Raw genomic sequence first — 22,424 nt, 5'->3', positions numbered from 1 at the left:
TGGGGTGGGGGTCGATTGTCAGTGGTGACTCGCATACTGGGGTTGTCGGTCTGTGATGGCGGTACGAGAGCTGTGGGCTGCGGGGGTCGAGATGACGTACGGGACGAGGGCTGGGACCGGGACTGGGAGCGGGGCTGGGACGGGGACTTGGGCTGGGCAGATGCTGCCCGCGCCGGCGATCCGGGGGCTTGCCGAGCGGTGGCTGCCGCTGATGGCTTCGCCTGGCTCGGGGGGCGGGCCGGGGCAGGGCCGCAGTGACGGGGCGGGAGCGGGGGACTTCGTGTGCTCGCCCGCCGGGCTGTGGCTCGCGCTGGCCGCCGTCGCGGTGGGCGCGCGGGAGGAGACCGCCGGGGAGCTGCGGGAGTTGCTCGGCGTGGCGGGTGAAGAGGCCGCCGGTGTGGTCACGGCAGCCGCGCGGGCGTTCGCCGGCACGGACGCGGTGGCCGTCGCCACCCGGGTGTGGAGCCGGGTTCCGGTGTACCGCGCCTATCGGGAGGCGCTGCCCGACGTGGGATTCGGGCCGATGGACCCGGACGGCATCGACGCGTGGGTGCGGGAGGCGACGGACGGTCTCATCGAGCGGCTGCCGGTGGTGATCACTCCGGATGCGCTGCTGGTTCTGGTCAACGCGCTTGCGCTCAAGGCGCGTTGGGAGCTCCCCTTCGAGGGGGCGGGCACGCGCGATCAGGACTTCACGGACGCGCTCGGCGTGCGGCACCGGGTGCCCACGATGCACCGGCCCGTTCCGCTGAACTGCGCCTGGACGGTGGGCGGCGCGAGTGTCATCGAGCTGAAGTGCCGGTCAGAGGACGGGCGGGCACCTGCCCGGGTGCGGTTCGTGCTCGGTGAGCCGGGAGCCGGGGCCGCCGAGGTGCTGCCGCTCGCGTGGGCACCGGAAGGCCGGTGGACGGGGATCGACGCCGAGCAGATCAACATGGCGCTGCCGCGGATGTCCTTGCGGACGCGGGTCGACGCGACGGAGCAGTTGGCGGTGCTGGGTGTGCGGTGGGCGATGAGCGAGGGGGCCGACTTCTCCGGGATGTCGCCGGAGAGGCTTGCGATATCGCAGGTGGTGCAGGAGGCCGTGGTGAAGGTTGCGGAGGAGGGGGTCGAGGCGGCGGCGGTTACGGCTGTGCCGATGGCTCCCGGTGGGGCTCCGTATGTCCCTCGACGGATCGAGTGGATCGCCTTCAACCGGCCGTTCGGGGTCGTGGTGCTTGACGGGGCGGGGGAGGTGCCTCTGTTCACCGCTTGGCAGGCGGGGGCGCCGGTGGGGTAGAGCGCATCACCGGCTTCGCCGAGTTCGTCCTCAAACGCCGGACGGCTATTTTTCGACCGCCGGGCGCGAACCCGGCAGTGGCCGCCCCGCGCTTTCGCTCATGAACCACACCGCGATTCCGCCCACCACGGCCGCCGCCATCATGTAGTACGCGGGCATCATCATGTTCCCCGTCGCTCCGATCAGTGCCGTCACCACCAGTGGTGTCGTGCCTCCGAAGATCGATACGGAGATGTTGAAGCCGATGGAGAGCGAGCCGTAGCGGACCTTGGTCGGGAAGAGGGCGGGGAGCGTCGACGGCATCGAGGCCGTGAAGCAGACCAGGAGCAGGCCGAGCGCCGCCATGCCGAGGCCGATCGCCCAGAGCGAGCCCTGGCGGATCAGGAGCAGGGCGGGGACGGAGAGGAGCAGGAAGCCCACACAGCCCGCCGCGATCACCGGGCGGCGGCCCACCCGGTCGGTCAGCGCGCCCGCGAACGGCTGGACGCACATCATCAGCGCCATCACCGCCAGGATGACCATGAGGCCGTGCGTCTCGTCGTACTTGAGCTCGCTCGTCAGGTAGCTCGGCATGTACGACAGCAGCATGTAGTCCGTGACGTTGAAGACCAGGACCAGGCCCATGCACAGGAGCAGCGCCTTCCACTGGCCCTGGACCATGTCGCGCAGGCGCACCTTCGGGCGGGACTGCTCGTCCTTGTGCGCCTTCGTGAGCTCCGCGGCGAACGCCGGGGTCTCCTCCAGCTTCATCCGCAGGTACAGGCCGATCAGGCCCATCGGGCCCGCGATGAGGAACGGGATGCGCCAGCCCCAGGAGAGGAGGTCCTCCGTGGAGAGGAGGGCCGTCATGAGGGTCACCAGGCCGGCGCCGCCTATGTAGCCGGCGAGTGTGCCGAACTCCAGCCAGCTGCCGAGGAAGCCGCGCTTCTTGTCGGGTGCGTACTCGGCGATGAAGGTCGACGCGCCCGCGTACTCACCGCCCGTCGAGAAGCCCTGCACCAGGCGGGCCAGAAGAAGGAGGATCGGGGCTCCTACGCCGATGGACGCGTAGGAAGGGATCAGGCCGATCGCGAAGGTTCCCGCCGCCATCATGATCATGGTGAGGGCGAGGATCTTCTGGCGGCCGACGCGGTCGCCGAGCGGGCCGAAGACCATCCCGCCGAGCGGGCGGATCAGGAACGCCGCCGCGAAGGCGCCGAAGGCGGAGAGCAGTTGGGCCGTGGGGTCGCCCGAGGGGAAGAAGACCTTGCCGAGCGTCACGGCGATGTAGCTGTAGACGCCGAAGTCGAACCACTCCATCGCGTTGCCGAGAGCAGCCGCCTTCACCGCCCGCTTGACCAGCGCCGGGTCCACGACGGTGACGTCCGCCGAGGCGTGCGCGGACGGAGGGGCCTGGGTCTGCGGAGCTACGGGTGCGACGGGTGCGGCTGCCGGCAAGGGTTCGCTCGCCTGCCTCTCGGTTGACTGCAAGGGCAGAGCCGCCCAGCGAGGGGCGGCCCGCAAGCGACCATAGGTGTAGGTGGCATCATTACGGTCGGTGTCCGGCCAACCGCACACTGCCCGGAAAGTGCCGCTATCCAGGGCAAATGGTTCCGCTTCCGGTGGTGGCCGGAAGGCGTCTTTGTGATCTATGTCGCGGCTCGTGGGAGGAACCGCCGTGCGGGGCACGGGCCGTCGTTTCATGGACAGGAAGTGGACGGCCTGTGGAGATCCAGTCGTCAACCGGACAAAAGGCCTGGTTGGGAAGTCTGCGCAAAAGCCGGTAGAAAGCGGTGTGGCTGCCAGGTGAAATGGAGGTTGCGCGCGTCTCATCTGAGGGCGCGAGCCTTTCGGGTCCGATGAGGGCGCGAGCCCTTCGGGCCCGACCGCACACCTCGGAGCCGAGGGAGAACTCTCGGAGCCGACCGGACGTTGGGACCGAGCAGAGATGACGAGCGGGGCGGGAGGGCCGACGGCGCGTGGCGAATGTTGAGCACGGGGGACCGGGAAATGCCTTTGGGGCGGGTACGCCCGGCACACCGAGGACGCGGATCGGGGCGCTCCGCGTCACCCTCTGGCTGATCGCTGCCGTACTCGCGGTACGACAGGTGGCCGTCGTCCTGCGTACGCCGAAAGGGGAGCGGCTCACCGACCTGGAGACCTGGATCGGCCCGGACGGCGTCCTGCATGTGAACGGTTCCTTCTACGACGCCGACAAGTTCACCGGCACCCCCTTCGCCGGACTCGTGCTCAAACCGTTCTCCCGCGCGGCCGAGCAAGCACTCGGCTGGGGCTGGACGTTCGGCACGCTGACCCTGGTCGTGATCCTCGGCATGGTCGCGGCTCGGGCGCTGCCGCAGCCCGTGTCCCGGCGCACCTCACTGCTCGCCGCGCCCGTCGCGATCTGCCTCCTGATGCTGTCGCTCCCGGTGCGCAACACCCTGCACCTGGGCCAGACCAGCATCATTCCCGTGCTCCTCGTCCTGCTCGGCTGCTTCGCCGTCCGGGGGGAGCGCGCCAGCGGCATCCTCATCGGCATCGGGGCCGCGCTCCAGCCCACGCTGCTGCTCTTCGCCGCCCTGTTCTGGTTCACCGGCCGCAGGCGCGCCACGGCGTCCACCGGCGCCACGTTCCTCGCCGTCACCGCGCTCGCGTGGGCCGCGATGCCGCACGACTCGTGGACGTACTGGATACACCACCTGGCGGGCGCGGGCCTGGGCGCGAGTCCGGACGGCCTCGCCAACCAGTCGCTGCACGGCGCCCTGCTCCGGTTCGGCCTCGAAGGGCCGCTGGAGATCGGCGTGTTCGTGGTCCTGGGCGCGGCCGTCATCTGGTTCGGCGTACGCCGCGCGGTCCGTTACGCCAAGGACGGGCAGCTGCTGCTCGCCGTCGCGATCACCGGCTGCGTCGCCGTCGCCGTGTCCCCGACGACCTGGCAGCACCAGCTCCTGTGGGTGCTGCTCGCGGTGGTGGGCCGGGTCGGCAAGAAGCAGTCCGACCGGTACATGTGGCCGATCGCCGTCATCCTCGTGTCGACGCTGCCGGCGAAGATGATGCTGCCGAACATGCCGGTCGTGGAGCCCATCCGCGACAACGTCGTGCTGATCGCCGCGCTCGCCGCCGCCACGGTGGTGCCGTTCCTCTCCCGCGCGCACCCCCAGTACCAGGAGCCCGTCCCGACCGACTACGCCAAGCCCGTGCCCACGCGCTGGAGTTGGGTGCCGCTGCTCCCGTTCTGGCGGCGGGTCACGACCCGGCCGAACCTCCTCCTCGAACTGCTCCTGATCCGCGTCGGCTACTCCGCCTACCAGCAGGCGCGGCTCGCCGCGACGGGCGGCACCAACTCGGGCGGCCGTGCCACCGCCGAACAGCACGGCGAGCAGATCTACTCCATCGAGCAGTTCCTGCACATCGACATCGAGCACTGGGTCAACCACGCGGTGGTGAAGGTCGACTGGCTGGAGGAGTTCTTCAACTTCTACTACACGTCGTTCCACTTCGTGGTGCCGCTGACCGTCCTCGGTGTGCTCTACGTCCGGCGCCCCGCCGACTACCGCTGGGCACGCTCGGCGCTCGGCTTCGCGACGGTCCTCGCGCTCGTCGGGTTCTGGCTCTACCCGCTGGCCCCGCCGCGCCTGATGCCCGGGCTCGGCTTCATCGACACGGTCCACGGCGTGCAGGACTTCACCCAGCCGGACTACGGCACGCTGACCGCGCTCACCAACCAGTACGCGGCGATGCCCTCGCTGCACTTCGGCTGGTCGCTGTGGTGCGGGGTGGTGATCGTGATCCTCGCGCCGAAGTGGTGGATGAAGGCGCTGGGCCTGCTGCACCCGCTGTTCACGGTCTCCGCGATCGTCGCCACCGGGAACCACTGGGTCCTGGACGCGGTGGGCGGCGCGACCGTCGTCGGCGCGGGCTTCGGCCTCGGCCACCTCCTTGCCGGGCCCCGGGTGGGCCGGACGGTGAAGGTGGCGACGGGGGCGGAGCCGCCGGTCATCGACATGACGAAGGACTCGGCGAAGGACCGTACCCCGAGCTGATCCTGTACGTGCCCGGCGTGGACACCGTGAGCCGGGTGAACTCGCCGTCCCGCTTCAGGCAGGCCCCCTCCGCCCGGAGCCACGGCGAGTACACCAGGCGCAGCGTCACCGGCTCGCGGGTGGGGACGCGCACCACCATGGCGGAGCCGGTGGACCGCACGACGGTCGCGGGCCTGGACACCATCGGCACCGCGTCCTTCACCCGGAACACCCGCCAGTTCGCGTCCCGCCACACCGGCTGAAGCCACTTGGGGCCGCTGGCGACAAGGGCCGCCTCGTCCTCGGCGAACCCGTCCGGCTTGCCCGACGGCAGCACCACATAGCCGACCGCCCACTTGTCCAGCCACGCCCGGTAGGTGGCCGCCGAGAAGGACCCGTCGTAGAAGAGGCGGCCGCGCTCGATGTCGAGCTGCCGGTTCCAGCCGCGCGCCATGTTCACGTACGGCGCCAGGGCCGTGGCCTCGCGGTGGTTGCGGGCCGGGACCACCTCCACGCGCCCCCGGTCGGCGCCGAGCCGCTCAAGCTCCCGCACCACGCCCTGGGTGTCGGCGGCCCACTTCGGCACGCCCGTCGACACCGTCAGATCGTCCGCCGTCTTCTGGGTCACCCAGGCCGTGGACAGCACGAGCGCGACGATGAGCACGACGCGGCGTACGCGGGACAGCGCGGGCATCAGCAGGGCGCCGAGCAGCGCGGCGGGCGCGAGGAGCTCGGCAAGCCGCTCCACGTTCGTGCCGATCGGGGACGGGATGAGATACGTCAGGACCGTCCCCGCCGCGTACACCCCGGCCCCCCACCGCAGCACGCGCCACTCGCGCGGAGCCGCCACGATGAGCGCCAGGCTGAACACCACGGGCGGGAAGATCCGGTCGAACGGCATCAGATGCTCGCCGGTGAACGGGAACAGCGCGGTGGTCACCCCCACGACCACCACCGGCGGCACGATCAGCGCCGCGGCCCGCCCCCAGTCCCGTACGAGGAAATAGGCGGCGCCCGCCACCACGAGGAAGAGCCCGGCCACCGGGCTGGACATGGTGGCGAGCGCCGCGCACACCACGGCGGCCCCCACGCGCCGCTCCCGCACAAGGGCCAGGCAGGCGGCGAACGCGAAGGCGATGCCGAGCGCGAACGTCGTACGCCCGGACGCGACGTTGCACCACACCGCGAACGAGGCGAGCACCGCGGGCCACAGCGGGCGACGCATCCCGGTGCGTTCGACGAGCGCGGCCACCAGCCAGGCACCGGCGACGCCCGATACCACCGTCACCGTCTTCACGCCCACGGCGGCCATCAAGTAGGGCGAGATCAGGCTGTAGTTGGCGGTGTGCATGCCGCCGTACCAGAACAGGCCGTACGCGGCGGCCCCGTGCTCCGACGCGAAGCGCGCCCAGGCGTACTGCGCCGCCAGGTCGCCGCCGCCGGTGGCGAGGAACGCCGCCCACACCGCGTACAGCGGAAGCGTGGGCAGGGTGGCGATGAGCGGGATCCGGTGGCGTCGGCAGAAGGCGCGGAGGGAGGTCTTCCGCTCATGGGGTGTGCTGCCCGATGGCGCGAGGGAGAGACCTTCGGAGACCACGGCGACCGTTTCCGTTCGAAGTCTTGGAAAGGCAAGGTTCACTTCTCAAGACGCGTCACGCAACGGAAACGTTGGCTCCGCGGGAAAAGACCCGGGGGAGGCAGGGGCAGGGCGTAGGGGGACTCGCCCCTGCCTCCCTGGCAGCGGGTCAGCCCGTGCTGACCTGCAGTTCCTTGACCCCGTTCAGCCAGGCCGAGCGGAGCCTGCGGGGGTCGGAGACCAGACGCAGACCGGGCAGCGCGTCCGCGATCGCGTTGAAGATGAGGTTGATCTCCAGGACGGCCAGCGACTTGCCGAGGCAGAAGTGCGGGCCTCCGCCGCCGAATCCGAGGTGCGGGTTCGGGTCGCGGGAGATGTCGAACTTCTCCGGCTCGTCGAAGACGTCGGGGTCGTTGTTGGCCGATGAGTAGAAGATCCCGACGCGGTCGCCCTTCTTGATCTTCGCCTCGCCGATCTCGGTGTCCTGGGTCGCGGTGCGCTGGAAGGAGACCACGGGGGTCGCCCAGCGCACGATCTCCTCCGCGGTGGTCTCGGGGCGCTCGCGCTTGAAGAGCTCCCACTGCTCCGGATGGGTGAGGAAGGCGTGCATGCCGTGGGTGATGGCGTTCCGGGTGGTCTCGTTGCCGGCCACCGCGAGCAGGATGACGAAGAAGCCGAACTCGTCGGAGGAGAGGTTGCCTTCGTCCTCGGCGGCCACCAGCTGGCTGACGATGTCCTTGGCCGGGCACTCCTTGCGGGCGGCGGCGAGGTTCATCGCGTACGAGACGATCTCCATGGCCGCCTCGGCGCCGACCTCCTCGGTGATCGCGTACTCCGGGTCGTCGTAGGCGGCCATCTTGTTGGACCAGTCGAAGATCTTCGTCCGGTCGTCCTGGGGCACGCCGATGAGCTCGGCGATGGCCTGGAGGGGAAGTTCCACGGCGACGTTGGTGACGAAGTCGAAGGAGCCGTCGGCCGCGGCGTTCGCCAGGGCCGTCTCGACGATGGAGCCTGCGCGGTCGCGCAGCGCGTCCTCCAGCGAGCGGATGGCGCGGGGCGTGAAGCCGCGCTGCACGATCTGGCGGACCCGGGTGTGCTCGGGCGGGTCCATGTTCAACATGATCATCTTCTGGACCTCGATCTGGTCCCGGCTGATCGTCTCGTTGAAGCGGATGACCGCGGTGTTGAGGTTCGAGGAGAACAACTCTGGATGCGTGGAGACGTACTTGACGTCCGCGTGCCGCGTGACGGCCCAGTATCCCGCGTCGTCGAAGCCGGAGATGCGCGGCGGCTGGGCGATCCAGCGCACCGGTTCCGTCTGCCTCAGCTGGGCGAACTCCGGTAGGGGTACGCGCTCTTGGAGCAGGTCGGGGTCGGTGAAGTCGAACCCGTCGGGCAGCGCTGGACAGGGCATCGGCAACTCCAGGAGTTCAGTTCTGGCAGCTCTGTAGCTGTCCTGACGGACCATCAGGAGATGCCCCGCAAGGTAGTAACGGGTTCTATAAGTGGCAAGGCCCGCGACCGGCCCGCTTTCGTGCAGGTACTGCGCAAGGTGCGTGCAAGCCCCTTGCGGTGCCGGGGTCGCCCTCAGCAGACTGCATGCAGAACTAGAACGCGTACTAGTTCTCCGCGTGGGTGCCGGGACACTCCCGCGGGATGTGGATGGAGAGGACGCCCATGGCCGCGGAACCTGTCATCGTCGAAGCCGTACGCACCCCCATAGGTAAGCGCGGCGGCGCGCTCGCCAATCTCCACCCCGCCTATCTGCTCGGCGAGACCTATCGCGAGCTCCTCGGCCGTACGGGCATCCACGCCGACTGCGTCGAGCAGATCGTGGGCGGCACGGTGACCCACGCCGGGGAGCAGTCCATGAACCCGGCGCGCACGGCCTGGCTCACGATGGGCCTTCCGTACGAGACCGCGGCGACGACGGTGGACTGTCAGTGCGGCTCGTCGCAGCAGGCCAGCCACATGGTCGCCAACATGGTCGCGGCAGGCGTCATCGACGTGGGGATCAGCTGTGGCGTCGAGGCGATGTCACGGGTGCCGCTGGGGTCGGGCTCCAAGCACGGTCCCGGCAAGCCGTTCCCCGAGGAGTGGAACGTCGACCTGCCCAACCAGTTCGAGGCGGCCGAGCGCATCGCCCGCAACCGCGGCCTCACGCGGGAGAACGTCGACTCGCTCGGCCTCATCTCGCAGGAGCGCGCCGCCACCGCCTGGGCCGAGGAGCGCTTCAAACGCGAGACGTTCGCCGTCCAGGTGCCGACGACGGAGGAGGAACAGGCCGCGGGGCAGGGCATGTGGCGGCTCGTCGACCGGGACGAGGGGCTGCGGGACACCACGATGGAGGGCCTTGAGCGGCTCAAGCCGGTGATGCCGACCGCCGTGCACACCGCGGGGAACTCCTCGCAGATCTCGGACGGCGCGGCGGCGATCATGTGGGCGTCGAAGCGGATGGCGCGGGCCCTGAAGCTGAAGCCGCGCGCGCGGATCGTGGCGCAGGCGCTGGTGGGTGCCGATCCGCACTTCCACCTGGACGGGCCGATCGACGCGACGCGGGCGGTCCTCGGCAAGGCGGGGATGTCCCTGAAGGACATCGACCTCGTGGAGATCAACGAGGCGTTCGCGTCGGTGGTCCTGAGCTGGGCGCAGATCTTCGAGCAGGACCTGGAGAAGGTGAACGTGAACGGGGGCGCGATTGCGCTCGGGCATCCCGTGGGGGCGACCGGGGCTCGGCTCATCACGACTGCCCTGCATGAACTGGAGCGCCGGGACAAGGAGTTCGCGCTGATCACCATGTGCGCGGGGGGCGCTGTTGCTACGGGGACGATCATCCAGAGGCTGTGAGCCGAAACGCCGGACAGGCTGGGAATCCAGCCTGTCCGGCGTTTGAGGACGAACTCGGCGAAGCCGGTGATTCACGGTGCGCCGGACTTCCGTTCAGGTGGCCGCCCTAAGGCTCAGTACCACCCGTTGGCCTGCCAGTGGGCCCAGGCGCCCGTCGGGCTGCCGTAGCGGTCGTTCATGTAGTCGAGGCCCCACTCGATCTGGGTCTCGGGGTTGGTCTTCCAGTCCGAGCCCGCCGAAGCCATCTTCGAGCCGGGCAGGGCCTGGACCAGGCCGTAGGCGCCGGAGGAGGAGTTCGTGGCGCTGGGGTTCCAGCCGCTCTCGTGCTCCACGATCTTGCTGAACGCCTCGTACTGCGCCGGGTCCGGAATCTTCTTCTTCGCGATCGCCTGCGCCGAGGAAGGAGCCGCTGCGGGGGCGGCGGCCGGAGCGGCGGCCTTCGCCTCGGAGGGGGCCGCGGCCTGGGCCGGGCCCGCCATGAACAGCATGCCCGACGTGGCGGCGGCCACGGCGGCACCGGTGAGGGCCTTCTTCGGGGTGGCGATACGGCGGAGGAGCGTGGCGGACAAAGCGTGGCCTTCCGTGGGGGACATGGTGTCGCGGGCACGCCGTTGGCCACGGGGGTGTGGCGGGGGGAATGCGTCGGCGCCCTGGGCCTTGAGGCCGGCGGCGCCGTGCGACTCGATCCAGAGAAGCAGGGCTGTTACGTCTCCGCAATGACCCCTTTTACTAGTTGCTGTCGCATGTGGGCGAAAGGTCCTTGGTGTGACGTGGCTCTCAATCCCCAGGTCAGGAGGGGTATTGACGCGTCCGCGTCAGAAGGGATGATCTACGGCCCCGCTTCGTAGAGGACCTAAGTCCTGTGGTCCGCCTCACCGCGAAGGGCCGTCCATGTAACGGAGAGCCAGGGGCCGCCTACGCCTTCGGACCCTCGAATGTGACCTGGGCCTCGAAGGCGGCCCGGCGCGTGGCCCGGCGCAGCGCCTTCAGGACGGCCGGCCCGAGGGCGAGGCTCAGCAGGACGGTGACGACGGCGCGGGGCAGGTCCCAGCCGAGGGAGGTCGCAAGGCAGTACGCGATGAAGCGGCCGAGGTTGTCACCGACGGGATCGCCGGGCACGAAGGAGACGCCGGTCGCGAGGCCGCCGAGGTAGGGCCAGCCCTGCAGATTCATGACCGTGCCGTACAGGACGGACGAGACGGCCCCGTAGGCGGCGAGCAGCCACAGCTCCCGGCGCCCGCGGATGCTGTCGGGTCCCGGCAGCATCCCCGCGCCCATGCAGACCCACCCCATGGACAGCATCTGGAACGGCATCCACGGACCGACGCCACCGGTGAGCAGCGCGGAGGCGAACATCGACACGGCACCGAGCACGAACCCGAACCCGGGCCCGAGCACACGCCCGCTGAGCACCATGAGGAAGAACATCGGCTCGATCCCGGCCGTCCCCGCCCCCAGCGGTCGCAGCGCGGCGCCGGCGGCGGCGAGCACCCCGAGCATCGCGATGGCCTTGGCGTCGAGCCCGACGTCCGCGATGGTCGCCACGACGACGGCGAGCAGGAGCGGAAGCAGGGCCGCGAACAGCCAGGGCGCGTCCTGGGCGTGCGCGCTGAGCCCCGACGTACCGCCCGCGATGAGCGGCCACCCGAAGGCCACGACGCCGACCGCGCTGACGAGCGCGAGGGCGCCGACGGAGCGCGGGCCGAGGCGGATGGGCCTGGCCTGACGGACGACGGGGGCGCGGCTCACGCGGGCCCACCCCCGCAGTCCAGCGCGTCCCGTACCTCCGACACCGTCAGCCACTTCTGCGGCGCGAGGATCTTGGTGGTCTGCGGGGCGAAGGACGGCGACGAGACCACGATGTCCGGGGTCGGGCCGTCGGCGACGATCTCCCCGTCGGCGAGGATCGCCACCCGGTGGGCCAGTTCCGCCGCCAGCTCCACGTCGTGCGTGGCGAGGACGATCGCGTGGCCCTCGGCGGCCAGGCCGCGCAGGAGCGTCACCAGGCGGGCCTTGGCCGCGTAGTCGAGGCCACGGGTCGGCTCGTCGAGGAGGAGCAGCGGCGGGCGGGCCGTCAGGACGATCGCCAGGGCCAGGGTGAGGCGCTGGCCCTCGGAGAGGTCGCGGGGGTGCGTATCGTCCGCGATGCCCGGCAGCAGCTCGGTGACCAGCGCGCGGCAGGTGCCCGGAGCGGCCGACGCGTCATGGTCGGCCGCCGCGCACTCGGCGGCCACCGTGTCCGCGTAGAGGAGGTCCCGAGGCTCCTGGGGGACCAGGCCCACGTGCCGGATCAGCTCGCGCGGGCCTGTGCGGTGCGGGACCGCGCCGCCGACGCGGACCGAGCCCGACGCCGGTTCGAGCACGCCCACCAGGGTCGAGAGGAGCGTGGACTTCCCGGCGCCGTTGCGACCCATCAGAGCCACCGTCTCTCCCGCGCGGACGGTGAGGTCCACGCGCCGCAGGGCCTCCACCCGGCCCCGGCGGACGGCCAGACCGGAAACGTCGGCGGCCGGTGCCTCCGGGGCATCCGTCTTCTTCGTACGCCGGAAGAGGCTCGGCCGACCCGACGCCGGACGTACGGCCACTCCCTCGCCCTCCTCCCGGGGCTCGGCCCCGGCCAGACGCTCCCGCAGCGCACCCGCCCTGCGCCGCGCGTCCCGCACCGTCAGCGGCAGCGGGGACCAGCCCGCGATGCGGCCGAGGCCCACCACCGGCGGGTAGACCGGCGAGCGGGCCATCAGCTCGGCGGGATCCCCGAGGACGGGCGGCTCGCCCGGCGCCGTGAGCAGCAGCACCTGGTCCGCGTACTGCACTACACGCTCCAGGCGGTGCTCGGCCATCAGGACCGTCGTGCCCAGGTCGTGCACGAGTCGCTGCAGTACGGCGAGTACCTCCTCGGCGGCGGCCGGGTCGAGCGCCGACGTCGGTTCGTCGAGGACGAGGACCTCGGGGTGCGGCGTGAGCACCGACCCGATGGCGACGCGCTGCTGCTGGCCGCCGGAGAGCGTGGCGATGGGGCGGTCGCGCAGATCGGCGAGGCCAAGGAGGTCCAGGGTCTCCTCGACCCGGCGGCGCATCACGTCGGGCGCGATCCCGAGCGACTCCATCCCGTACGCCAGCTCGTCCTCGACCGTGTCCGTCACGAAGTGCGAGAGCGGATCCTGGCCCACCGTGCCGACGACGTCGGCGAGTTCACGCGGCTTGTGCGTACGGGTGTCGCGCCCCGCCACCGTCACACGGCCCCGCAGCGTGCCCCCGGTGAAGTGCGGCACGAGCCCGCTCACCGTGCCGAGCAGCGTCGACTTGCCGACCCCGGAAGGCCCGACGAGAAGCACCAACTCGCCCTCGGGCACGGCGAGATCGACCCCGCGCACGGTGGGCTCGGCGACCCCTTCGTACGTCACGGAGACATCCTCGAAGCGGATCATGAGGGCTCCTTGGTACGTACGCGGGCGGAAGCGGGGGCGGCGGAATCGGCCGGCACCGGCGCCACGAAAGCGGGCAGAAGGCCGACGAGCACGGCGGCCGCGGGCCACAGCGGCAGCGTCGGTGCCGTCAGGGGGACGACTCCGGGGTGCAGGGCGGAGGCGTCGTACGAGGCGGCCCAGATCATCAGGGCCGCCACCGCGATGCCGGACCCCGCGACGAGCCAGGCGCGCACGCCCCACGGGTCGGGGCGGTAGCGGGTGCGGACGGAGCGCCGGCCGCCGAGGCGCAGTCCCGCGAGGGCGGCGACGAGACCGGCGGCCAGGACCGGCAGACCGTAGCCCGTGCCGTCCGCGGAGAGCAGGCCGTACGTACCCGCGCAGACGCCCATCAGGCCGCCGAGCGTCAGGAACGCCGTCGCCCTGCGCACCCCGGCGGGTACCGGCGCGCTGCGGCCGAACCCGCGCGCGTCCATCGCGGCGGCCAGGGCGACCGACCGCTCCAACGCGCCCTCAAGGACAGGGAGCCCGACCTGGAGCAGCCCCCGGATGCCCTTGTCGGCGCGCCCACGAAGGCGCCGCGCGGCACGAAGGCGCTGCACATCCATGATCAGGTTCGGCGCGAACGTCATCGCCACGACGATGGCGACCCCCACCTCGTACAGCGCGCCCGGCAGCGACTTGAGCAGCCGCGCCGGGCTGGCGAGGGCGTTGGCGGCGCCGACGCAGATGAGGAGCCCCGCGAGGCGCACCCCGTCGTAGAGCGCGAAGAGCAGCCCCTCGGCCGTCACCCGGCCCCCGATCCGCACGCCCTTCGCCCAGTCGGGCAGCGGCACTTCGGGGAGCGTCACGATGACATGCGAACCGGGGATCGGGGAGCCGAGGACGACGGCGAAGACGAGCCGGATCGCGATCACGAAGAGACCCAGCTTCACGAAGGCGCCGTACGACCGTGCCCATGGCGCCGACGTCCGGCGGGCAGCGACGACATAGCCCGCGACCCCGATCAGGAGACCGAGCAGCAGGGGGTTGGTGGTGCGGGACGCCGCGACGCCGAGCCCGAGCGCCCACACCCACCAGGCGCCCGGGTGCAGCGCGTTGCTCCGGTGCGCTTGGGGGGCCAGACGCCGCCGCAGCGCACCGGGAGCGGTGCTCGGGAGATCGGTCATCGTGCGGTCAGCCGCGTCGGCGGCGTGCCTGCCAGACGGCGGCGGCGCCGAGCAGGGCGATGGCGGCCACGCCCGCGATCAGGCCGACGGAGGGACCACCGGAGTCGTCCTTCTTCTCGGCGGACTCGGCGGACTCGCCGGACTCGCTCGCCGTCGGCTTCTTCCCCGAGTCCTCGGAGCGCCCGTTGCCCGAGACCTGCTCCCCGCAGCCCGACTTCGGGTAGTCCGCGATGGCGCACAGGAGCGCGTTGCTGTCGTAGCGCAGGGGCTTGGCGACCGCGGCGAGCGCGTCCGCGCTCGTCGCGTCGTCCGCGACCTGCGCGCAGGCGGTACGCGGCTTCGGCGGGGTCTCGCCGCCGGGGGCGTCACCCGGCGTGCCGAAGTCGATGACCAGGGCGATCCGCTTGCGGTCGTCCTTGGCGGGGGTCTTGGCGCAGATCGTGTCGAAGTCCGCGGCGCCGCGCGGCTTCGCGGAGTCCTGCGAGTCGTCGGACACGGAGAACCGGAAGCCCTGGACGGCCCCGTCGTCGGGGCGGGCGGTGCTCGGCCCCTGGCTCGCGTACGCCCACGTGGAGCCGTCCCGGTCCCAGAAGGACCAGTAGCGGTAGCCGACGGCCTGGGCGGGGGCGGCGGCGAGGACACCGAACAGGGCGGCGAGGAGCGCCCCGGTCACCAGGCGTCCGCACCGCGCGCGACCCCGCGTCACAGCTGCTGCTTCTTCTTGTTGCCGCTGTAGAGGAAGCCGATGCCGATACCGGCGACCATGCCGACGCCGATGATCCACCAGATGCTCACGCCGCCGCCGTCATCGCTGTCCTTCTTCTCGTCGGCGGCCTGTTCGGTCGCCTGCGGAGCCGGACCCTGCGCGCCCAGCTGCTTGACCAGGTCCGCGCCGCCGAAGTCGCGCGGGTCCATGCCCGCGGCGTGGGCGGCGAAGATCAGCTGGGCGTAGGCTGCGGGACCGGACTTCTTGGCCCAGTCGTCCGAGTTCTTCGACAGCCACTGAGCCGACTTCTTGGCCTGCTCCGGCTGGCCGGCCGCGGCGAGCGCGAGCACGGAGTCGGCGGTGTTGCCCAGGTCGGGCATGTTCTTGGCGCCCGGCATCGACGACATCAGGTGGTCGTCGCCCTTGGCGAGGGTCTTCAGGAGGTAGCCGGTGCCGTTCGCCGCGGCCTGCTCGGCGGTGTCCGCCTTCGCGCACTTGGGGGCGGCGGACTTCTTCTCGGCGGCGTCGACGACCAGGCCCTTGCCGTGGGCGCCGAGTACACCGGCAGCCGTGGCGTCCGCGTTCGGCGAGAGCTTGCCGGACTTGACGTCCGCGAGGCCGAAGGCGCCGCCGTCCTCGGCACAGCTCATCGAGAGCGCGGGCAGCGCGTCGAGCGGCGACTTGCCGTCCTGCGACTTCACCGACTGCGGCTTCTCGCCCGCCGCGGTGAGCGCGCCGATCACGATGCCGGTGGAGTTGGCGTCGGAGTCCATGCCGGGGCTGTAGCCCCAGCCGCCGTCCTTGTTCTGCACCGACTTCAGCCAGCCGACGCTCTTGTCGACCGCCTTCTTCTGACCGCCGAGCGCGGCGAGCGCCTGCACGGCGGACGCCGTCGCGTTGCTGTCGAACATCGTCTTGGAGTCGCACGGCTCGCCCGCGTCGGCGCGGTACGCGGCGAAGCCGCCGCTCGCGCACTGCTGTCCTGTGAGCCAGTCGACGGACTTCGCGGCGGGCTTCACGCCGGCCGAATCCTGGGCGAGCAGGGCGTACGACTGCCGGAACACCCCGTCGAACTTGGGGTCGGCGTCGCCGTACAGGGCGGAGGGAAGAGCTGCGGAGGGCGACGGCTTCGCGGTGTCCGCGAAGGCGGCCGGGGCGGCGGCCGAACCGAACACGGCGACGGCGGCCAGGACCGCTGCGCTGCGGCGAACGTTCATGATGCGGCGGGTGCCTCTCCCTGCGGGGAGCGGGGCAGCACGGGCACGTAGCGGGCACGGGCTCCGGGCGGCTCCGGCTCCGTATACCTCGACGGTGCCGTTCATCGGGGGCCCCGATGAAGCGAGCCGGTCATGCTCCGTACCGGGCATTCCGGCTTACCGGCGGATGCGGTTCACGGCTGCGGGTCAGCGCCGGATTCGCACCGGCTTCCCCCCGTACGGGCATGATGACGACGGGGGCCACTCTACCGGCCCGTAGGGGAAGCGGCCCGGGGCGCCCACCCCCGGCCGTAGGTCACACCGCGCGGTACCGCACCGGATCGCTGCCCACCGCCTCCGCGCGCCCCAGCTTCACCAGGCGCCGCACATGGGCCTCCGCCTCGGAGACCGCGATGTTCCGCGAGCCGTAGCGGATCTCGGCCCAGGGGCGGTTCCACTCCATCTGCTCGGCGAGCTGCCAGGGCGTGAGGGGCTCGGCGAGGAGGGCGAGCAGGTCGGTGAGGCGCTCCTCGTGGTGGGCCAGGATCTCCCGCACGCGGGCCGGGGCGTCGGTGAACGCGTACTGGTGGGCCGGAAGGACCTCGGCGGGGCCGAGGCGGCCGACGCGCTCCAGGGAGTCGAGGTAGTCGCCGAGGGGATCGGTGATGGTCTCGTCGTCGGGGTCCTCGTACAGGCCGATGTGCGGGGTGATCCCGGGGAGCAGATGGTCGCCGGAGAACAGACGGCCGTGGCCGGGCAGTTGTGCCGGGTGCTCCTCCTCCAGGTGCAGGCAGACGTGGCCCGGGGTGTGGCCGGGGGTCCAGATCGCGCGGAGCCTGCGCCCCGGCAGTTCGAGCAGCTCGCCCGGCGTGATGTCGCGGTCGGGGAGCGCGGCGGCGAGTCCTGGCAGCCGGGGTGCGCGGCCCGCGTCGCGGGCCGCGACGAGCGGGGCGATGTGCTCGGCGGGGGCGCCCGCGGCCGTCAGCTTCTCCACCATGTAGTCGAACCAGCGCACTGGCGGCCCGGTCCGTGTGCGGCGTACGACCGACGCGTCCGCCTCGTGCATCGCGATCCACGCGCCCGATGCCTCGCGGACCTTGGCGGAGAGGCCGTGGTGGTCGGGGTGGTGGTGGGTGATGACGACGCCGTGCACCGCCTCGACGGAGGTGCCGCAGGCGGCGAGGCCCGAGGCGAGGGCGTCCCAGGACGTGGGGTCGTCCCACCCCGTGTCGATGAGGACCGGACCGCTGTCGGTGTCCAGGAGGTGCACGAGGGTGAAGCCCAGAGGATTGTCGGGGATCGGGACCTTGATGCTCCACACGCCCCCGCCGTGCTCGGTCACCTGCGGATCGGTCACCTGCGTCATGGGGCGCCCTCATCTCTCCGTAACTAGAACTAGTTCCAATGATCGCCCAAGTCGACCGATTCGTCAGGGCACTTGGACGGGCCGGTCGTAAGTGAGGCGCCGGTCACATTCTCCGCCGGACTCCGCCGTGGACTCCTGGAACTAGAACTGGTATCAGTTCTGCATCAGTGAGTTCTGAAACTGTGTCAGAAAGCGTGCCGCACACGGCGGAATCCCGCAGGAGGCAGTCAGCCATGACCGAGCTCGTGGAACACGGACAGCTTTTCATCGGCGGGGAGTTGGTGGATCCCCTCGGCAAGGACGTGATCGAGGTGACCTCGCCGCACACCGGCCAGGTCTTCGCGCGGGTGCCGCACGCCGCGCCCGCCGATGTCGACCGGGCCGTCGCCACCGCGCGCAAGGCGTTCGACGAGGGCCCCTGGCCCCGGATGACGCTCGACGAGCGGATCGAGGTCATCACCAGGATCAAGGACGCGTTCGCCGTACGGCACGAGGAGATCGCCCGCGTCATCAGCACCCAGAACGGCACCCCGTACACAGCGAGCGTGATGGTCCAGGCCCTCGCCGCGATGATGGTCTGGGACTCGGCGCTCACCGTCGCGAAGAACTTCACGTACGAAGAGGCGCGCGACGGAGTCCTCGGCAAGATCCTCGTGCGCCGCGAGCCGGTCGGTGTCGTGGCGGCCGTGGTCCCGTGGAACGTCCCGCAGTTCACCGCCGCGGCCAAGCTCGCGCCCGCGCTGCTCGCCGGGTGCCCGGTGATCCTCAAGACCTCGCCCGAGACGCCGCTCGACGCGTACATACTCGCCGAGATCGCCACCGAGGCGGGGCTTCCGCAGGGCGTGCTCTCGATCATCTCGGCGGACCGCGAGGTGAGCGAGTACCTCGTCGGGCACCCCGGCGTCGACAAGGTGTCCTTCACCGGTTCCGTCGGCGCGGGCAAGCGCGTCATGGAGGTCGCCGCCCGCAATCTCACGCGCGTGACCCTGGAGTTGGGCGGCAAGTCGGCCGCGGTGATCCTGCCGGACGCGGACGCCTCGGCGGCGGTCGCAGGCATCGTCCCCTTCGCCTGGATGATCAACGGCCAGGCGTGCGTGGCCCAGACCCGCATCCTCGTGCCGCGCTCGCGCTACGAGGAGTTCGCCGAGGCCTTCGCCGCCGCGGCCTCCGCGCTCAAGGTCGGCGACCCGCTCGACCCGGCGACGGAATTGGGCCCGCTGGTCGCCAAGCGCCAGCAGCAGCGCTCGCTCGACTACATCCGCATCGGCCAGGAGGAAGGCGCCAAGATCCTTACGGGCGGCGGGCGTCCGGCCGGACTCGACGAGGGCTGGTACGTCGAGCCGACGCTCTTCGGCGGCGTGGACAACTCGATGCGCATCGCCCGCGAGGAGATCTTCGGCCCGGTCATCTGCCTTCTTCCGTACGGCGACGAGAGCGAGGCCGTGAAGATCGCCAACGACTCGGACTACGGGCTCAGCGGCAGCGTATGGACGGCGGACACGGAGCGCGGCATCGACATCGCGCGGCGGGTGCGCACCGGGACGTACTCGGTGAACACCTTCAGCCTCGACATGCTCGGTCCGTTCGGCGGCTACAAGAACTCCGGTCTCGGGCGGGAGTTCGGGCCCGAGGGGTACGGCGAGTACTTCGAGCACAAGATGATCCACCTCCCGGCCGGCTATGGCGAGGCGGGTGCCTGATGGGTGACCGCTGGCACGTCGAGGTGGACCGGTCGGTCTGCATCGGCTCCGGGATGTGCGTGATCACGGCGCCGGGCGGCTTCGCACTCGACTCCGCCCGCCAGTCGCACCCCGAGGACCCCGAGACCGACGCCAACGAGAAGGTGCTCGAAGCGGCCGAGGGGTGCCCGGTCGAGGCGATCACCATCACGTTGTCCGGCAGCGGGGAAATCGTCTTCCCGCCGGAGGACTGAACATGCGTCGTCCGGCCGACGGATTTACTTTCGTTACGCCGCCCAAGCAGATTCCGTGCGTCTTGTGCCCTTTATGTGCGCTCGAACGGGTGGGAACAGGACTTTACCCATGCGTTCCGCATGGCTGATCGATGACATCCGTGACTGTCCGTCCCCTTTGCGGCCTGGAACTGTTCAGACCCAGACCACTTGGGGAGGGGACAGCGTGGACAAGCGGTACGAGGTCTACTGTCTGACGGACAGTCACTTCTACGAGACTCCGGACCGCTTGTCCGCCGCGGGAGGGCCCGGCGCCGCCGCACAGTTCGAGACGGCGGGGCGCTCCGTCCCGCACGGCTGGCGCTCGGGACGGCACGCCGACTGGCTCTCTCTGATACCTCTGGACGAGGACGGGACACCCCGGCCCGCGCCCGAACAGGGCTGGAAGATCCACGCCTCCGCGACCCTGGACAACGCGGACCGCGTCGCGGCCACCGTCTGGGACTACTGCGTCGAGCGCATGATCCCCTTCAAGTTCGTACCCGCTCCACGTTTGCTGCACCTGCGCAACAGCAAGTACGCGGGCCGCGACAGCAGCGGGAAGTTCGCCACCATCTACCCGGACGGCGCAGGACAGTTGCGCAGCACCCTGGAGGATCTGGGGGAGCTGCTGCGCGGCCTGGACGGGCCGTACGTTCTCACCGATCTGCGCTGGCAGGACGGCCCGCTCTATGTGCGCTACGGCGCCTTCACCCGCCGCTTCGTCGCCGATGAGCGGGGCACACTGGTCCCCGCCATCAAGGACGGCACGGGCAAGCTGGTGCCCGACCCCAGAGACCCGGCCTTCAAGGTCCCCTCCTGGGTGACCCTGCCCGCCTTCCTGGAACCGCAGCTCGCGGCGCGCAACACGACGACCGTCGCCGACCTGCCCTACCGCTTCGAGAAGGCGTTGCACTTCTCCAACGGCGGCGGTGTCTACCAGGGCCGCGACACCCGTGACGAGCGCAAGGTCGTCCTCAAGGAGGGCCGCCCACACGCCGGCCTGGCCTCCGACGGAGCCGATGCCGTCGCCCGCCTGGAGCGCGAGAAAGCCGCCCTTGAACGGCTCTCGGGCCTCGGGCTCGCACCCGAGGTACGGGACTGGTTCACCCTCGGCGACCACCGGTTCCTCGTCATGGACTTCCTCGAGGGGCGCACCCTCAACTCGTTCTTCGCCGAGCGCCATCCGCTGGTCACCCAGGAGCCCACGCCGGACGCGGTGGCTTCGTACACGGCTTGGGCGCTACGCATGCACCGTGCCGTCGAGGACGCGGTGGCGGCGGTGCACGAGCGCGGGATCGTCTTCAACGACCTGCACATGTTCAACATCATGGTGGCACCGGACGAACAGTCGGTGGCTCTCCTCGACTTCGAGGCGGCCGCGCCCGTCGAGGAGCGCGGACGGCAGGTCGTCGCCCACCCGGGCTTCATGGCCCCGCCGGGCCGCACCGGGACCGACGTCGACCGCTACGCGCTGGCCTGTCTGAGGCTCGCGCTGTTCCTTCCGGTCACCACACTGTTCGTCGTGGACCGCGGCAAGGCGGCCCATCTCGCCGAGATCATCGCGACCGAATTCCCCGCGGTGCCGAGGGAGTTCCTGGACGAAGCCGTCGCCGAGATCACGCGCGGCGGGCACGAGGTGTCGGCCGCCGCGGCAATACCGGATGCGGGGGCGGCGGCCGACGCGGAAGCACCCGACGCCACCCGGGCCTCCGGCCGGGGAGGGCCCGCCCCCGCGGCCACCGTCACACCGCTCGTGGACCCCGGCGACTGGCCGTACAGCCGTGACTCGATGGTCAAGGCGATCCTCGCCTCAGCCACCCCGGAGCGCGACGACCGGCTCTTCCCCGGAGACATCGCCCAGTTCACCGACGGCGGCGGACTCGGCCTCGGCCATGGTGCCGCGGGGGTCCTGTACGCCCTCGCCGAGACCGGTGCCGAACGCTATGAGCAGGGCGAGCGCTGGCTGCTCGACCGCACGGACCCGGTGTCCCACGGCACCCCGCTCGGTCTCTACGACGGGCTCGCGGGCGTCGCGTACGTCCTGGACCGCCTCGGACACACACAGCGCGCCCTCGATCTCCTCGACGGCGTACTGGGCGAAAAGTGGCGGCAGCTGTCCTCGCAGCTGTACGACGGCATCCCCGGACTCGGCCTGGTGCTCGACCAACTCGCGCGCACCACCGGGGAGACCGGCCTGGCGGAACGGGCCGGGGAGGCCGCCCAGATCGTCTGCGACCGGATCGCGGCAGCCTCCGGTTCCGGCCACGCGGACCAGGCACGACGGCATGCCGGACTGCGACGCGGCATGACCGGCTCCGCGCTCTTCCTGCTGCGCCTCTACGAGCGCACGGGCGAACCCCACCTGCTCGAACGGGCAGCGGACGCACTCCGCCTCGACCTGGAACGCTGTGTGATCCAGAAGGACGGCAGCCTCCAGGTCGACGAGGGCTGGCGCACCATGCCGTATCTCGCGGACGGCACCGTGGGCATCGGCATGGTCATCGACGACTGGCTCGAGCACGGAAAGGACGAGGCCTTCGAGGACGCGCGGGCCCGCATCCTGCTCGCCTCGACCAGCCGCTTCTACGTCCAGCCGGGGCTCTTCGCGGGCCGCGCCGGAATGATCATGCATCTGGCCCGCACCACGGCACCGGGCGTGACCCAGGCCCAACTGACCTCGCAGATCGGGGCAATGGGCTGGTACGCGATGTCCTACCAGGGACAACTCGCCTTCCCCGGCAACCAGATGATGCGCCTCTCCATGGACCTCACCACCGGAACGGCAGGGTGCCTGCTCGCCCTCGGCGCGGCACTGGGTGACGACACCCGCGCGCACCTGCCGTTCCTGCCGCCGCTGAGGCGGCCCTGAATCGGCTCCGACCACGTGTCGGAGTTCGCGGTAACA

At 71.0% G+C, this 22,424-nt stretch carries 16 protein-coding genes and 1 riboswitch; of the genes, 6 read left to right on the top strand and 10 right to left on the bottom strand.

The window, feature by feature from the left end:
* Window positions 1–160: 160 nt before the first annotated feature.
* A complete protein-coding gene (locus E5671_RS16880; RefSeq protein ID WP_202121145.1) occupies window positions 161–1,279 on the top strand; it encodes a serpin family protein in 1,119 nt (372 codons plus the stop codon).
* A gap of 45 nt (window positions 1,280–1,324) precedes the next feature.
* Here the strand turns inward: E5671_RS16880 and proP are convergent, their stop codons facing one another.
* The gene (gene proP, locus E5671_RS16875; protein ID WP_443032789.1) at window positions 1,325–2,632 is read right to left on the bottom strand and encodes a glycine betaine/L-proline transporter ProP; all 1,308 of its coding nucleotides are present in this window, start codon (window positions 2,630–2,632) and stop codon (window positions 1,325–1,327) included.
* Between the two features lie 605 nt (window positions 2,633–3,237).
* Here proP and E5671_RS16870 point away from each other — a divergent pair.
* Window positions 3,238–5,301, top strand: a complete 2,064-nt coding sequence (locus E5671_RS16870) for a phosphatase PAP2 family protein (RefSeq protein ID WP_160504803.1) — start codon at window positions 3,238–3,240, stop codon at window positions 5,299–5,301.
* Here E5671_RS16870 and E5671_RS16865 read toward each other — a convergent pair.
* Together E5671_RS16865 and E5671_RS16860 are read right to left on the bottom strand one after the other, a co-directional pair.
* On the bottom strand, window positions 5,255–6,877 hold the full coding sequence (locus E5671_RS16865; protein ID WP_160504802.1) for a hypothetical protein: 1,623 nt from the start codon (window positions 6,875–6,877) through the stop codon (window positions 5,255–5,257). The two genes, E5671_RS16870 and E5671_RS16865, sit on opposite strands and share 47 nt — an antisense overlap.
* Before the next feature lie 148 nt (window positions 6,878–7,025).
* On the bottom strand, window positions 7,026–8,270 hold the full coding sequence (locus E5671_RS16860) for a cytochrome P450 (protein ID WP_160504801.1): 1,245 nt from the start codon (window positions 8,268–8,270) through the stop codon (window positions 7,026–7,028).
* Between the two features lie 263 nt (window positions 8,271–8,533).
* Between E5671_RS16860 and E5671_RS16855 the strand changes: the two genes are divergently transcribed.
* Window positions 8,534–9,703 carry a steroid 3-ketoacyl-CoA thiolase gene (locus E5671_RS16855; protein ID WP_160504800.1) on the top strand — a complete coding sequence of 390 codons (1,170 nt, stop codon included), beginning with the start codon at window positions 8,534–8,536 and terminating at the stop codon, window positions 9,701–9,703.
* 113 nt (window positions 9,704–9,816) lie between these two features.
* On the opposite strand, the gene E5671_RS16850 is transcribed toward E5671_RS16855, so the two are convergent.
* The 7 genes from E5671_RS16850 to E5671_RS16820 form a co-directional block, all read right to left on the bottom strand.
* Complete coding sequence (locus E5671_RS16850) at window positions 9,817–10,296, bottom strand: lytic transglycosylase domain-containing protein (protein ID WP_202121144.1); 480 nt, start codon at window positions 10,294–10,296, stop codon at window positions 9,817–9,819.
* Window positions 10,297–10,618: 322 nt separating this feature from the next.
* Window positions 10,619–11,452: an ECF transporter S component gene (locus E5671_RS16845; protein WP_160504799.1), complete on the bottom strand. Its 834-nt coding sequence runs from the start codon at window positions 11,450–11,452 to the stop codon at window positions 10,619–10,621.
* A complete protein-coding gene (locus tag E5671_RS16840; protein WP_160504798.1) occupies window positions 11,449–13,131 on the bottom strand; it encodes an ABC transporter ATP-binding protein in 1,683 nt (560 codons plus the stop codon). Before E5671_RS16840 ends, E5671_RS16845 begins: the two co-directional genes overlap by 4 nt.
* Entirely contained in the window at window positions 13,128–14,297 is a 1,170-nt protein-coding gene (locus E5671_RS16835; protein ID WP_160504797.1) for an energy-coupling factor transporter transmembrane component T, read from the bottom strand. Before E5671_RS16835 ends, E5671_RS16840 begins: the two co-directional genes overlap by 4 nt.
* Window positions 14,298–14,304: 7 nt before the next feature.
* The gene (locus E5671_RS16830; RefSeq protein ID WP_160504796.1) at window positions 14,305–15,003 is read right to left on the bottom strand and encodes an SCO2322 family protein; all 699 of its coding nucleotides are present in this window, start codon (window positions 15,001–15,003) and stop codon (window positions 14,305–14,307) included.
* Window positions 15,000–16,220, bottom strand: a complete 1,221-nt coding sequence (locus E5671_RS16825; protein ID WP_160504795.1) for a prenyltransferase/squalene oxidase repeat-containing protein — start codon at window positions 16,218–16,220, stop codon at window positions 15,000–15,002. Before E5671_RS16825 ends, E5671_RS16830 begins: the two co-directional genes overlap by 4 nt.
* Before the next feature lie 144 nt (window positions 16,221–16,364).
* A riboswitch (cobalamin riboswitch) is annotated at window positions 16,365–16,434 on the bottom strand.
* Window positions 16,435–16,515: 81 nt separating this feature from the next.
* On the bottom strand, window positions 16,516–17,565 hold the full coding sequence (locus E5671_RS16820; RefSeq protein ID WP_160504794.1) for an MBL fold metallo-hydrolase: 1,050 nt from the start codon (window positions 17,563–17,565) through the stop codon (window positions 16,516–16,518).
* 233 nt (window positions 17,566–17,798) lie between these two features.
* On the opposite strand from E5671_RS16820, the gene E5671_RS16815 reads away from it, so the two are divergent.
* From E5671_RS16815 to lanKC, 3 genes are all read left to right on the top strand, one after another.
* Window positions 17,799–19,265, top strand: a complete 1,467-nt coding sequence (locus E5671_RS16815) for an aldehyde dehydrogenase (RefSeq protein ID WP_160504793.1) — start codon at window positions 17,799–17,801, stop codon at window positions 19,263–19,265.
* Window positions 19,265–19,498 (top strand): ferredoxin, encoded by a 234-nt coding sequence (locus E5671_RS16810; protein ID WP_160504792.1) that lies wholly within the window; start codon window positions 19,265–19,267, stop codon window positions 19,496–19,498. The genes E5671_RS16815 and E5671_RS16810 overlap by 1 nt, the downstream gene beginning before the upstream one ends.
* A 205-nt stretch (window positions 19,499–19,703) precedes the next feature.
* Window positions 19,704–22,388, top strand: coding sequence for a class III lanthionine synthetase LanKC (lanKC, locus tag E5671_RS16805; RefSeq protein ID WP_160504791.1), 2,685 nt, complete (start codon window positions 19,704–19,706; stop codon window positions 22,386–22,388).
* The last annotated feature ends 36 nt before the right edge of the window (window positions 22,389–22,424 follow it).

This window comes from Streptomyces sp. BA2, assembly GCF_009769735.1.
Classification (GTDB): Bacteria; Actinomycetota; Actinomycetes; order Streptomycetales; family Streptomycetaceae; genus Streptomyces.
Note: the sequence above shows the minus strand (reverse complement) of the source record. Positions and strands in the feature narration are given on the sequence as shown.